This window comes from Virgibacillus profundi (assembly GCF_002287375.1).
GTDB classification, from domain to species: domain Bacteria; phylum Bacillota; class Bacilli; order Bacillales; family Amphibacillaceae; genus Virgibacillus_K; species Virgibacillus_K profundi.
In genome coordinates this window covers 1-12,569 of record NZ_NPOA01000010.1, presented here as the reverse complement: position 1 = coordinate 12,569, position 12,569 = coordinate 1, and the positions used below count along the sequence as shown (strand labels likewise).

The following is a 12,569-nucleotide window of genomic DNA, read 5'->3' as shown; positions in this document are numbered from 1 at the left end:
AAAATTATGTTAGAATATAATGAAGTTAGAAATAATTTTAATGGGGAGGGGAAGGTAATAGAAGGTTTAGTTCAAGTTGCACAAAGGATTGTGAAAGCGGCTTCAGAAATTTCTCCTTTTCCTATTAGTTTAACTGATGAATCAGGTTATATAATTGGGGATAGTGATTCAAGCAGAATTGGGACATTACATTCTCCGTCTTCATTTGTTTTAAAACAAAATAAGTTAATATTATTTGATGAACAAACTATATCTAAAATGAAGAATGTTTTACCAGGTATAGCTGTACCATTAATCTTTGATAATAAAACGCTGGGAGTTCTGGGGATTATCGGAGACCCTGAAAAAGTGGAGCCACATGTAAAATTAGTAAAAAAATATGTAGAGATGATGTGGCAGGAAACAATTTTCAGGCAGAGTAAGCAGCTTGAAAAACGTACTGAGGAAACCTTTATTCAATATATATTACTAAATGAAAAAGTAAATAAGGAGACGGTTGAAAAGTTTTGTGAAATACTTCATATTAATTGTAAAATAAACCGCTTCTGTATTGTTGTAGATATAGGAGATTCTTTAGTAAACAGAGTAGGGGAGAAACAGATTTCTTTAGATCATTTAAAAGACGTATTGATTGATCATACACTTAAAATATTTAACTGTAAGGAGAATGCCATTTGCACCTTTTTGAATACGGGAAAAATGGTGCTGTTAAAGCCAATTCCCTCTGATGAGGTATATATAAAGACAATGGAACAGTTTTCATATCAAAGCAGGAAATTGATGGAAAAATTTCTTAATTATCAAATTTATAACATGGCAATTTCCGCAGGGGATCAATCTTCTTCTTTGGTTAGTATAAATAAGTCCTATCATGAAGCGGAAAGGTTAATAAAAGTCGGTAATGAATTAGAATTATTACCTCGCATCTATAATTATTATAATTGGGATATTCTGTTGGTATTAATAACAAGTCAAATTGAAACAAAATTACAGGATAAATTAGAATTTCGTCTGAAGGCATTAATTGAGCATTCCGATTTTAAAGAGTTAGCAAATAATTTTATGGTATATTGCAGTAACAGCATGAACATTAGCAGTACTGCAAAAGAACTGTATATTCATCGAAATACATTAATATATCGATTAAAGAAAATAGAAAAAATTACAACACTGGATACAAGCTGTTTTGAACATTGTACATTTTTATATTTAATATTAAAAAATCACATGAGTAAACTGAAAAAGTAGAAGCTTGTGCTATAAAGAGGAAATAGCACAAGCTTCTAAAGCTTCCATTTAGCAATAAAAAGCTGCGCCGACAATGATTAAGAGAATAAAAAGCACAACAATTAGCGCAAAGTTATTTCCATAGCCACCACCATAGCCACCAACGGAGTTATATCCGCCACAGCCACCATAACCATAGCCCATTCTAAACACCTCCAGTATGTTACAGTTATACTATATGTAAAATAACTAAAAATGTATGGACGTTTTACCTACAGCATGTAAAAAAGGAGGGGAGAAAGACAATGATAACCTCAGGCAAAAGACTGTGGGGTTATCAGGATTCAGAACTATTAACATTTAAAATTTTTAATTGATCATTTTCATACCCTGTTGTAAAGTCAAATTTATATGTTTTCTTCGATGTTTCTTCCTCATTTTGCAGTTTGTTTTCTATCGTTACATTTACAGTTGTATTGATGTGATTATCCTCTGTTATTTTACTGGACAGCTCTGAATAGTTCATGTCAACAATATTAATGTACTGTTCACGGAACTTCGGATAAGCAATTTCAGACTGCGTGGAACTTCCAAGTAATGCATAGGCATTTACATAGTCCCTGATATCAATACTCTCCAAAAAATAATCAATTAAGTATTCTGCTTCCTGAATAAATTGCTCTGGATCATGTGTGATGATATCAGAAGTACTTGCAAAGTCTAATTTGTCATTTTGTGCTTCATTCGACCATTGCTCTATTTGATCGATTACTTCATTAATTGGAATGCTAAAACCAATCGTTCCATCTTCCGTACCGACAGAGTTAATTCCAATGACCTTCCCGGTTTCCCTATTGATCAAAGGACCACCACTATTTCCATGCGTTATTTGTGCAGAAATCTGATATACATTTGAATAATCGAATCCATCTACTGAAAAATTACGTTCCGTTCCTGAAATAATACCAAGGGTAACCGTATTTTGGAAACCATGGGGACTTCCTAATGCAATTATTTCATCACCTATTTCTGCCAATGATTCTTTCTCGACAGTTGAGAAGGATTGCCCTGCAAGCTGGGGAACCCGAATTACTGCAATATCTAAATCTTCTCCAATACCAACTACTGCAGCTGGATAAATTTGTGCATCGGCTGTTCGGATATTGATAACATCTGCATCTTTGATTACATGCGCATTTGTGATGATATCCCCTTTCTCATTGTAAAGGAAACCGGAACCTGTAATGGTATTATATTCATTCTGGCCTTCAATTTGTACCACATTTTTTTCAGCTTCATGTATGATTGTCTTAAGATCGAGCTGCCCGGAATTTATCGTAACCTTGTTAATAATCGGGTTGCTTATTGATACTCCTTCACTGTCCCAATGGGAATACATAACAAAAAAGACAGAAATTCCAATGATTAATAGGATTATTGATACGAATATGGGGGGAAACCGTCTTTCACGCATGATGTTCACCTCGACTGCTGTTTTGATTATTCTGTGTACCAGGTTATTTTGCTTACTTCTATTTTTAAGTTTTTATTCTCTTCATCGATATCAAAATGAGTAAATTCAAAATCACCTTTTTCTTCCGGATAAAGCTTATCCGGATAGACATAGACCTCATTGGATAAAATTTCTGTACCACTTTCAGTCAGAAGGGAATATTCGATTAAAATAGAGTTGATGGGAATAGTTGCAACACTTTTTACTTCACCGATTACAACTAATTTTCCTTGTTTATCACTTTCGATAGCCACGGATACAAGCTCTATAGCATCTTTTTCATTGATTTCCTGTTCTTTTGCTGCAGTGTTTATTGCCTGCTCAATCCTTTGCTGCTGGGCTGTTTCGAAAGCTACTTGCTCTTTGTCGATAGTTGTTTTTAAACTTTGTAGTTTTTCCGCATTTGGTGCATATTTAAGTCCATCCTCGACAAATATAAGTGCATCATTGAATTGTTTGTTTTTTAATTGTTCACTTGCTTTTGAATAGGAATAGTCAATAATCTGATCTCTAATCGTTGCCGTAATCTTTTTTGCTTCATTGTCCTTTATAGAATCTGCTTCCCATAATAAAATTTTTAAATCGTCAATAGACGGTTCTTGTTTCAAGGTGTCTTTTAATTGTTCGATCTTAATCGTATTTCTTGTGGAAACAATAAGGTCAATTATCTCGTTAACTGCAGGACCATTGAAGTTTGTCATATCATTTTCTGCTTCATTTATAAGTGATAATGCTTGTTGATAATCCTGTTCTTTCAATAATTCAGTTGATTGTGTTAAGGTTCTTTGCACATTCAATGCTTTATCCATAAAATCCAAGGAAGTGGATGCATGATTAAAATTCTTTTTATGCTCTAATGCATCTGCAAATAAATCTCTTGCTTGTTCATAGTCCCCGGCCAAAACTTGCTTCTCACCTTGTTCATATAAATTCTTGGCTTCTGCAGTCTGGTTTTCCAGGATCAAATAATAAATGCCACTTGATATAAGTAATACTGCGGCTAATATAGCTGGAAGATACCATAATTTATTTATATATTTTTTATTTTTTAAACGGTTATTTATATCGTCGGGTAACTGTTTTCCACATTTAATGCAATAGCTTTCGTCTTCTTTAATGTTCGTTCCACAATATGGACAATGAAGCATTTATTGTCACCTACTTTATCATTGGTGTAGTCTTTCTACCATAATATCATATTTTTACTTTATTTAGGATGGAATTATTGGTATGATAGAAAAGAATAAAGCTATAAATAAATGGTTTTGAGATATGCTAAGAATACATAGATATGATGAAAGGGGTTGCTTTAGACAATGGAAATAGCTTTCGGTATTGTTTGTCTTGGCCTTTTAGTACTAAATGTTGGATATTGCATTTTCGATAATGAAAAATAAGCAGTAAAAAAGAGCCGGCATAATGTCCGGCTCTACTTCTAATTATCTTGTTTTGGATAATTCATCAAAAGGAAAAATAACAAATTCTGATCGTCCAATAATTTCATCCTCCAGAATAAACCCTAGCCCATTTCTGCTGTCCTTACTGATCGCACGATTATCTCCCATAACAAAGTAGCTGTCTTCTGGTACTTGAATGGGACCGAAATTACCGGTGCGCTGTTCAGCTTCTTCATTTAGAAAATTTTGTTTGTATTTTTCACCATCTATATATAATTCGCTTCCATTGATTTCAATTGTTTCACCTGGTAATGCGATAACTCTTTTTACATAATTTTTAAAAGGTCGCTTAATTATAACGATATCTCCACGTTCAGGTTCATCAACAAGATAGACAATTTTATTGAAAATAACTCTCTCTCCATCTTCCAGTGTGGGATCCATGCTCTCACCTTCTACAATAGAAGTGGCAAAAATAAATGATCTTAAAAATAGAGCAATTAATACAGCAATTATAATGGCTTTCGCCCATTCGAGCCACTCATTTTTCTTCTTAGCCTGAGTCAACGATGACATCCTTTCTTAGAAAACTTGTCATACGCTTTAGGTTAGGCGTATGACATAGTTGCACTTATGCAGTAAGGAAGTAGTTATGCTTTCTTAACTGCCAAAAAACATTTCTATATTATAGTAGCACAGTAATTTCAAGTATTCGAGTATTAATTATCAAATCATAAATGAAGGAAATTAAGGCTTGTAATAGCACGTAAAATTATGCTAGATTATACTAGTATGTTAAAAAGGTGGTGTAATTTTTATTAAAATGGTAGAAACAGAAAAGCTTCTAAAACAAATTGAATTTTTACGAACTGAAATGACTAAAGTAGCGTTGGAAAAAGGATTTACCAATGTAGAATCAATTTCCATAAGCCAGGAGTTGGATCATCTCCTGAATCTATATGAAAGTAAGGAACAATCAGATGTAAAAAAGTAAACAGATTAGCCTCTTTGTATTTACTTCGATTTGGATAAGTCCTTCTATATTAGTCTATTATAACATTCTATACATATGAACCGTGTGATATAGAAAAAAATACCTCGAATTATCATTTCATTTAATCTTTTCATTCAACTTAAAATCCGTATTAGATTATTAATAAATTTTTCGTTAAGTTTTGTTTTTTAAAATAATCTTCGTACTTGATATAAACTGCGAAGTAACTTTTAATGATAATATGTGCTAAATCTACCGCTACGGAAACACATTTCGCGGACCTTAGGGCGGCTGGTGAGCCTCCTCGTGCTACGCACTCCGGGGTCTCACCTATGCCTTTCCTCCCGCAGGAGTCTTCAATGTGTTTCCTCCGCTGGAATTGTGCTTTAAATTTTTTATAAATTTCTTGACTAATTTAAACAAATACTTGAACATTTATGCGGTTGTTTGGAGCGGAGGACCGTTGACTTCTGCGGGAAAAGCACGTGTCTGAAGTCCCAGCAGAGTGGGTTTCTCGAGGAGACTGAAGCCGTGCCCTAAGGTCCGCAACGGTCCGCAGCGGAAAATAACCAAGCGCATACGTCGCAGTTTATATCTATTGTGGAAAAAAGATTCTTTTCGAGGACAAATAACCGTAATTTCAGTCTTATAGAAAACAGATGTGTTAAAAATATTGAAAAGTTTCACAAAATGTTCAAACAATTTCGATTTGTGATGCGAAATATAGGGTATACTTAATATATAACGTAAAAGGAGTGGATAACATGCGACCAAAAACGATGAATTTTGAACAACTTGTTAATCAGAATAAACAAGATTTATTAAATGATGAAGTGAGAATTTCTCAAATAGAAATGCGTTTAGAGAAAAAACAGGCAGAATTGGCATTACAAAAACGTAAAGAATTGAGTATCTAATATTTCTGAGGGGGAATAGGGTATGAAAAAGGCTATAGACTAGAAAAAGGAGTGACATAAAAAATATGTTACTCCTTTTTCAATACCTAAAATATTATTTAATTCGTTTGAACAATACATTATTTTCTAAATGAACATGCTGGAACGTGTCTGATTCCAGTTCAGCTAATCGTGCATATGTGATTCGATATGAATTACATGCATCTGCAGGTGGTTCAAAATCATTTGTTATTACTCTCATTCTTTTTAGAATATCTCCCTGTGACTCATGTTCGTCCTCTAATCCACCATTAGCCTCATGGATATGGTGCGCAAGTTTTTCGCTTGGATTTTTTTCAAATTCTTTAATTAAAGGAAATACCTCTCCTTCTTCTTTTATCATATGTTCTTCCATATCTACCTTAAAGTCATTATATAGCCTATACAATTCTTTAAGATGAGGATGTTTTGCGCCATGTACACGGAAAATCTTTGTCACAAATTGACCAAGGGCAGGCAGCTCTTCATTTAAATATGCATGATGGTTATATACGATATGATCTACCAATTCTGAAAGGGGTACTTGATCCCAGTCAATTATTTCATGATCTTCTTTGCTCCAGCTATCAAATGCTGTATTTAATTCTGACAGGACAATGGCTTCGTCCAGGTTTTTTTCTGTAAATACTGTACCAAGCGGTCGATCTCCACCACAGCAAAAGTCAATGCGCCGTTCTTTAAACAAATCACTGGCCTTAGGAAAAACCTTAACTATCTCAGCTGGCGTATGTTCAGCAGTAAATGAACTCATATCACTATACCTCCTATTTATGAATCTCCATAAATGATAACCGTTTTCATTAAATTATTCCGTGATAGAGATCACTTAGCAAATTGTTTTTTAGCTCGTCCATTTAATTGCATACTGATTACTGCACCTATAATGCATACCATTCCAAGCATTTGGATCGTTGAGAATGCTTCCTGGAAAATAAAAATACCAATTAATGTTGCTACAACCGGCTCTATTGTGGATAAAATAGAAGCCTTTGAAGCCTCTGTTTGATTTAGTCCATGGGTATATATAATATATGCGAATGCTGTTGGCAAAAACCCTAGACCAAATGCATATAAAAGAACAGTTGGATCCTGCAGGAGATGTAATTTTTCCTGATAGGGAAAGAACGGGAGCAATGCAATAGCTGCAATAACAAATGTAAAGGTGGTAACACTTAAGCTTGTGTATTTCTTTAATGCATATTTACTAAAAATACTGTACAGTGCATAGCCAATTCCCGAACCCAATCCGAAAAGTATGCTGGTAAGTTGCAATGCTTTTAGGTTTAATGGTATCAATCCAACTACTAAGCAAGTTCCAATTAGCGTAGCAAATAAAGCGGTCAGCTTAATTCTTGTCAATGGTTCTTTAAAAAGAAAGAATGAAATAATTGTTACAAAGGCAGGTGCTGTATATAGTAGTGCCGTTGCAAATGGCAATGTTGATAATTCAATTGCAGTAAACAAACAATAATTGAAAAAAATAATGCTTATAATACCGGTACCCAAAAAATATTTAATATCTCCAGGTGTATGCAACTTTAACTTTTTTGGGGCAGCAATCAATAAATAAATAACTAATAAAATAGCAGAGGACCATGCCCTGAGTGTAACTACTTCCATAGGAGTGAAACCAAACGCATATAAATTCTTTACATACCAGCCAATGGTACCCCAAAGAGCTGCACCAATAATTATGTAGATAAAAGCTTTGTTCAATGCAGTATTTCCCCTTTCTGATTCTATCTAAAGCGATTATAACAAACTTATTCAAATATTATGTATGTTTTAAATAGAAATTGCTAACACTATATATAAAAAGGAAGTGGGGGAGAGTTGGATGATTAAAAGCTGGATTGATTTGTCAGTATTTAGTTTTTTAGGAATAGGCGGGGATGTTGTTTCCTATCTTATTGTTTTCTTAAGTATTATTGCAAGCTATTTTATTATTAGTCCACTTATATCCTGGTTTGTTGCCCTGCAATCTACTAAATTATTAAGCTATATTATATGCAGCTTAATTATTTTCGTTTTGTTTTTTATCGTAATGGAATTTATATGGAATCAACAGAAATTGAATAATTTACTGAAGATCATATTACAATGCCTTGTTGCATTTGGCGTGGTGCTTATATTTTATTCCGGCTTTCAACGATTACTAAAGAAGATATAAAAAAGCGCACGATTTAAATCGCACGCAATTTAATAAATTTGCAAGTTAACCAAAATCTAATCTTCATTTTTAATCCCCAGTTTTTCATGCAAATTCTCAAGCCATAGAAATACGGGGTGGAAATGTTCTTTTGGTGATTTTAAATTTTCTGGTGCTGCATCCATTACCAATCTTTTTTCTGACTCGGAAAGTTTTTCAAAGTGATCTTTTAACATATGTGTCTGGTTCGCATAACGGTTTAGCTCTTACATAAATTCCTTAAGCTCTGTCATCAAACTGCCTCCTTTTATTACTAAGTACCTTAAAATAAAAGGATTAAAACATTTATGAGGAGATGTTGTTCAAGCTTAATAATTCCGACGGGTTTTCGTTGGAGGCCATTCCATTTTCCCCAGTGAAGAAGGGGTGAAATAGGAAGATGACTGCTGTTTATGCGCGATTGGGCGTTTTTTCCTTGGTTTCCAGTCGATATATTGATAGATTAATCTTTTAGCCTGCGATAAGGACATCTTTGTTTGTGGGTTACGAAAATTTTCATCAAGCGCTCCTAAATGTTTAAGTTCTTTGAAGTCTTCTTTAGTGGGAGGTATGTGAAAAAAATAATTATCTACTTGTACAAGCAGGGTGGAGTGTTGATTACTGAATTTCGGATGGTCGGAAAAATGAAGTCCTACCTTCGTAGCTCGTTTTTCTTTTAACAGACGAGTAATAGCTTCTTTTTTTATAAAATACAGATGTTGGGGTTCCGGTGCTGTTTTTGCGTGTCTGTTAATAGTAAACAGAGCTTTAGCAATATCACCTATACGGATTGAATCTTCCATTGATTTATCCTCCTTTCATTTTGTTTGTTAAAGCTTGTCTATATCGTATCGTAAAGCTTGTCCATACGCAAATAAAAATTATAGAATACTAAAAAAAGAGTGGAAATTTTCATAACTTCCACTCTTTTTCGTAAGATGTTAACACAGGGAGAATCTTTCCTTTGTCCAGCAGGGTGCAATCCCATACATCGCTGAACGGCTATCCTTTAGTTTCGTCTTTATTAATTATATCTATTAAGATCCTGAACTATTTTTTCCATTTCAGCTGCCATAGTCCCAGTGTAACGTTTGATGGCATTGCCCTCAGGGGAAACAAGGAAGAAACTGGTTACATGCATAACCTGGTCTGAATCAGGTAATAGTTCCAAAGGAGACTTAAATGAATTTATGGAGAACTTCTTAATTTCATCAAATTCATAACCTGTCAGGAAATCCCAATTATCAAAGGAAGCATTACGGGATTCGCCATACTCTTTTAATGCTTCAGGTGTATCGTTTTCCGGATCCACACTGAAGGATACTAATCGTACATCATCAAGTCCTGCTTCATCTAATTGTGTTTGCAGCTTAGCCATATTGGACGTCATTGGCGGACATACCGTTTCACAATTTGTAAATATAAAATTGGCTACCCAAAAGTTGCCATCTAACTCACTTTTACTAACTTCTTCACCATCCTGGTTCGTATAGGAGAAATCCTGGACTTCGTAAGAGAAATCGCCTTCATATTCATCTCCACAAGCACTTAAAATTAGGAGTAAAACAAAAAATGGCAGTACAATTTTGTACTTTTTAAGCATATGTACAACCTCCGTAAGTTTGAAATCCCCATAAGTTTAGCATTTTAATATAGAAATTACTATGGATAAATTGTTAACATCATATGAACAGGGATGTCCATAGAACGCGCTTTAAAAATGGTTTGGCCTATATCTTTACAGGCCAAACCTCAACTATCAATAATAACCATTGTGATAATAGGGATTATATCCCTGTTCATATCCATAACCGTATGGATATGGTGACGGATAAGGTGGATAGGGAGGATATGGATGATATCCACCCTGATGGAAAGCTCCATATAGTAACGGACCGAATGCAAGCCCCGTTAAAAAAGGTATTACAGGGAATACCCGTTCATCCTGATCCCCAAATGATCGATAACCATACTGGTATATGTTTGGATAGTTCAATGAAATCTCCCTTTCATTATAAACTCTTCAACATAGTATATGTTTCTAAACTAAAAGGGAGCCTGGCTATCCGGTTATTTAATTACTGCTTCGCCCTGAGTGTATAGGAATGAATTTCCGGTTTGCATAAAAAACGATATGGTAGGCGGGTTGTACCAATACCACTATTAACATACAGTGCAAGTTTATCATTACCTATTGTGTATTTTCCTTGAACATATTTTTCAGCGAATGACGGTGTATATAAATGTCCAATAAAAGGTAACCTGACCTGCCCACCATGACTGTGTCCGGACAATTGAATATCAATAGGGAATTTAACAGCTGTATCTGCAAAGTCAGGTTCATGTGCAAGTAAAACTGTAAATAAATCCGGATTAGCATGCTGTAATGCCATATTTAGATCTGGATTACCCAGCATCACATCATCAATTCCGGCAAAAATAATCTGTTCATTTTCCACTTCGATAACAGTGTGGCTATTTTTTAAAAGCTTAAAATCAGCCTGCTCCATAACATCCTTGACAATGTTCGTACCATAACCACCGTGATCATGATTGCCATATATCCAATATTTCCCATGAGTTGCTTCAAGTGAATGCAATAATTTAATTAAATCATTGCTCCAATTATAATTATTTGGTTCATCAACCAAATCACCTGTAAAAACTATTAAGTCCGGCTTCATCGCATTTATTTTATCTATTAATTTTTTAAACTGTTTAAGCGAATAATGAAAACCGATATGTGTATCAGAGAATTGTATAATTTTAAAGTTATTAAATTTAGATGTGATTTTTTTAGATGCAATTATATTATTATTAATTTCCAGCAATGTTGGCTCTATTTCACGAGCATAATAATAGGTTCCACCACCTAATCCAACTAATGCCAATAAACTCCCAAAAGCCTTTTTCAAAAAGGAACGTCGATTCATAATAAGTCAAACCTTTCTAAATCCAATAGTGAAATTATAGCATGAAATAAGGTATTTATTCGAAGTTTTTTATTGCAGTACTTGTCTTAATTATCAGTAAATTCTTTGACAATATTAAATATACATAATATTATTATTTTAGCGGTAATTATTTTAGGAGGAGCTTATGAATAATAAAACAGTAATCGTAACAGGTGGTTCAAGCGGAATGGGTAAATATATGGCTGAAAAATTTGCTGCTGAAGGTGCTAATGTCGTTATTACAGGCAGAAATGAGGACAAGCTGACAGCTGCAAAGAATGAGTTGACAGCTATATCAACCGGTAATGTTTTTATCATTCCAATGGATGTTAGAAAGCCTGAAGATGTTCAGCGCATGGTAGAAAAAACAATAGAAAAATATGGAACGATTGACCACTTAGTTAATAATGCTGCAGGAAACTTTATTAGTGCAGCAGAGGATCTATCTATAAACGGGTGGAATTCTGTCATAGATATTGTGTTAAATGGTACATTTTATTGTAGTAGAGAAGTTGGTAAGTACTGGATAAATAATGGAAAAAAAGGAACCATTTTAAATATGGTTGCTACATATTCCTGGAATGCCGGAGCAGGTGTTATTCATTCTTCAGCTGCAAAAGCGGGAGTTCTGAATATGACAAGAACATTGGCAGTGGAATGGGGAATTAAATATGGGATTCGTGTGAATGCCATCGCACCGGGACCAATTGAGCGAACAGGTGGGGCTGATAAATTATTTGAATCGGAAAGAGCGGCAAAACGAACAATTAACTCTGTACCACTTGGTCGTCTTGGAAAGCCTGAGGAAATTGCAGAACTGGCACATTTTCTATTATCAGATAAAGCCGGTTATATTAATGGAGAAGTCGTCACAATGGACGGGGGACAATGGTTGAATAAATTTCCGTTTTAGAAATTAAAAAGAAGCGTGTTCTTTCAGTTAACACGCTTCTCTTTGCAACCTCTTGTCTTTACGGCATATATTAATAATGGGTAATTATTTAACGTTCTGCCGAAAGAAGTCTCCCTCTTCAAGCGCGTGAAGGGCATAGCCCAACGGTAAGGGGAGATGAATTTCGGTTGGTGATAGCCAAATATGCCTCATCATGATATAATGGGAACATATATTCTGGCGGAAGCGAGATGATTTGATATGGCTAAACAAAATAAAGCATATAAGTTTCGCTTGTATCCAACAGAAGAACAGACAATTCTCCTGCATAAAACATTTGGTTGCGTTCGTTTTGTATATAACAAAATGTTAGCCGAACGAAAAGAGTTCTATGAAATGCTCAAACATGATAAAGAAGCTCTTAAAAAGATAAAGCATCCAACTCCTG

At 34.5% G+C, this 12,569-nt stretch carries 16 protein-coding genes and 1 pseudogene; 6 read left to right on the top strand and 11 right to left on the bottom strand.

Annotated elements, in window-relative coordinates; translation table 11 throughout:
• Window positions 1-6: 6 nt before the first annotated feature.
• Window positions 7-1,248, top strand: coding sequence for a CdaR family transcriptional regulator (locus CIL05_RS14300; RefSeq protein WP_095656230.1), 1,242 nt, complete (start codon window positions 7-9; stop codon window positions 1,246-1,248).
• A gap of 48 nt (window positions 1,249-1,296) precedes the next feature.
• Here the strand turns inward: CIL05_RS14300 and CIL05_RS22655 are convergent.
• From CIL05_RS22655 to lepB, 4 genes and pseudogenes are all read right to left on the bottom strand, one after another.
• A pseudogene (locus CIL05_RS22655) lies at window positions 1,297-1,377 on the bottom strand (YjcZ family sporulation protein); the annotation flags it as partial.
• A 187-nt stretch (window positions 1,378-1,564) separates the two neighbouring features.
• The gene (locus tag CIL05_RS14290; protein ID WP_095656228.1) at window positions 1,565-2,701 is read right to left on the bottom strand and encodes a S1C family serine protease; all 1,137 of its coding nucleotides are present in this window, start codon (window positions 2,699-2,701) and stop codon (window positions 1,565-1,567) included.
• Window positions 2,702-2,727: 26 nt separating this feature from the next.
• Window positions 2,728-3,888, bottom strand: coding sequence for a zinc-ribbon domain-containing protein (locus CIL05_RS14285; protein WP_095656227.1), 1,161 nt, complete (start codon window positions 3,886-3,888; stop codon window positions 2,728-2,730).
• A gap of 291 nt (window positions 3,889-4,179) precedes the next feature.
• Window positions 4,180-4,704: a signal peptidase I gene (gene lepB / locus CIL05_RS14280; protein ID WP_095656226.1), complete on the bottom strand. Its 525-nt coding sequence runs from the start codon at window positions 4,702-4,704 to the stop codon at window positions 4,180-4,182.
• A gap of 256 nt (window positions 4,705-4,960) precedes the next feature.
• Here lepB and CIL05_RS14275 point away from each other — a divergent pair, with 256 nt between their 5' ends.
• Together CIL05_RS14275 and CIL05_RS14270 are read left to right on the top strand one after the other, a co-directional pair.
• Entirely contained in the window at window positions 4,961-5,131 is a 171-nt protein-coding gene (locus tag CIL05_RS14275; RefSeq protein ID WP_095656225.1) for an aspartyl-phosphate phosphatase Spo0E family protein, read from the top strand.
• A gap of 764 nt (window positions 5,132-5,895) precedes the next feature.
• A complete protein-coding gene (locus tag CIL05_RS14270) occupies window positions 5,896-6,048 on the top strand; it encodes an FbpB family small basic protein (RefSeq protein ID WP_095656224.1) in 153 nt (50 codons plus the stop codon).
• Between the two features lie 94 nt (window positions 6,049-6,142).
• Here the strand turns inward: CIL05_RS14270 and ric are convergent, their stop codons facing one another.
• The gene (ric, locus tag CIL05_RS14265) at window positions 6,143-6,838 is read right to left on the bottom strand and encodes an iron-sulfur cluster repair di-iron protein (protein WP_095656223.1); all 696 of its coding nucleotides are present in this window, start codon (window positions 6,836-6,838) and stop codon (window positions 6,143-6,145) included.
• Window positions 6,839-6,909: 71 nt separating this feature from the next.
• Window positions 6,910-7,803, bottom strand: a complete 894-nt coding sequence (locus CIL05_RS14260; protein WP_095656222.1) for a DMT family transporter — start codon at window positions 7,801-7,803, stop codon at window positions 6,910-6,912.
• Window positions 7,804-7,924: 121 nt separating this feature from the next.
• On the opposite strand from CIL05_RS14260, the gene CIL05_RS14255 reads away from it, so the two are divergent.
• A complete protein-coding gene (locus tag CIL05_RS14255) occupies window positions 7,925-8,257 on the top strand; it encodes a hypothetical protein (protein ID WP_095656221.1) in 333 nt (110 codons plus the stop codon).
• Between the two features lie 56 nt (window positions 8,258-8,313).
• On the opposite strand, the gene CIL05_RS14250 is transcribed toward CIL05_RS14255, so the two are convergent.
• The 5 genes from CIL05_RS14250 to CIL05_RS14230 form a co-directional block, all read right to left on the bottom strand.
• Complete coding sequence (locus tag CIL05_RS14250) at window positions 8,314-8,472, bottom strand: hypothetical protein (protein ID WP_240510203.1); 159 nt, start codon at window positions 8,470-8,472, stop codon at window positions 8,314-8,316.
• A gap of 132 nt (window positions 8,473-8,604) precedes the next feature.
• Window positions 8,605-9,078, bottom strand: coding sequence for a YkyB family protein (locus CIL05_RS14245; RefSeq protein WP_095656220.1), 474 nt, complete (start codon window positions 9,076-9,078; stop codon window positions 8,605-8,607).
• A 221-nt stretch (window positions 9,079-9,299) separates the two neighbouring features.
• Window positions 9,300-9,878 carry an SCO family protein gene (locus CIL05_RS14240; RefSeq protein WP_095656219.1) on the bottom strand — a complete coding sequence of 193 codons (579 nt, stop codon included), beginning with the start codon at window positions 9,876-9,878 and terminating at the stop codon, window positions 9,300-9,302.
• 156 nt (window positions 9,879-10,034) lie between these two features.
• A complete protein-coding gene (locus tag CIL05_RS14235) occupies window positions 10,035-10,271 on the bottom strand; it encodes a penicillin-binding protein (protein ID WP_095656218.1) in 237 nt (78 codons plus the stop codon).
• 82 nt (window positions 10,272-10,353) lie between these two features.
• Window positions 10,354-11,208 carry a metallophosphoesterase gene (locus CIL05_RS14230; RefSeq protein ID WP_095656217.1) on the bottom strand — a complete coding sequence of 285 codons (855 nt, stop codon included), beginning with the start codon at window positions 11,206-11,208 and terminating at the stop codon, window positions 10,354-10,356.
• A gap of 166 nt (window positions 11,209-11,374) precedes the next feature.
• On the opposite strand from CIL05_RS14230, the gene fadH reads away from it, so the two are divergent.
• Together fadH and CIL05_RS14220 are read left to right on the top strand one after the other, a co-directional pair.
• The gene (gene fadH / locus CIL05_RS14225) at window positions 11,375-12,142 is read left to right on the top strand and encodes a 2,4-dienoyl-CoA reductase (protein ID WP_095656216.1); all 768 of its coding nucleotides are present in this window, start codon (window positions 11,375-11,377) and stop codon (window positions 12,140-12,142) included.
• A gap of 240 nt (window positions 12,143-12,382) precedes the next feature.
• On the top strand, window positions 12,383-12,569 hold a 187-nt coding region (locus tag CIL05_RS14220; protein WP_165769133.1), incomplete at its 3' end, for a helix-turn-helix domain-containing protein.

Bases quoted from the DNA above. Each gene is read 5' to 3' on its own strand.
- CIL05_RS14230 (WP_095656217.1), bottom strand. From the start codon at position 11,208: ATGAATCGACGTTCCTTTTTGAAAAAGGCTTTTGGGAGTTTATTGGCA.
- CIL05_RS14255 (WP_095656221.1), top strand. From the start codon at position 7,925: ATGATTAAAAGCTGGATTGATTTGTCAGTATTTAGTTTTTTAGGAATA.
- CIL05_RS14300 (WP_095656230.1), top strand. From the start codon at position 7: ATGTTAGAATATAATGAAGTTAGAAATAATTTTAATGGGGAGGGGAAG.
- CIL05_RS14240 (WP_095656219.1), bottom strand. From the start codon at position 9,878: ATGCTTAAAAAGTACAAAATTGTACTGCCATTTTTTGTTTTACTCCTA.
- CIL05_RS14270 (WP_095656224.1), top strand. From the start codon at position 5,896: ATGCGACCAAAAACGATGAATTTTGAACAACTTGTTAATCAGAATAAA.
- CIL05_RS14275 (WP_095656225.1), top strand. From the start codon at position 4,961: ATGGTAGAAACAGAAAAGCTTCTAAAACAAATTGAATTTTTACGAACT.
- CIL05_RS14250 (WP_240510203.1), bottom strand. From the start codon at position 8,472: ATGTTAAAAGATCACTTTGAAAAACTTTCCGAGTCAGAAAAAAGATTG.
- fadH (WP_095656216.1), top strand. From the start codon at position 11,375: ATGAATAATAAAACAGTAATCGTAACAGGTGGTTCAAGCGGAATGGGT.
- CIL05_RS14285 (WP_095656227.1), bottom strand. From the start codon at position 3,888: ATGCTTCATTGTCCATATTGTGGAACGAACATTAAAGAAGACGAAAGC.
- CIL05_RS14245 (WP_095656220.1), bottom strand. From the start codon at position 9,078: ATGGAAGATTCAATCCGTATAGGTGATATTGCTAAAGCTCTGTTTACT.
- CIL05_RS14290 (WP_095656228.1), bottom strand. From the start codon at position 2,701: ATGCGTGAAAGACGGTTTCCCCCCATATTCGTATCAATAATCCTATTA.
- ric (WP_095656223.1), bottom strand. From the start codon at position 6,838: ATGAGTTCATTTACTGCTGAACATACGCCAGCTGAGATAGTTAAGGTT.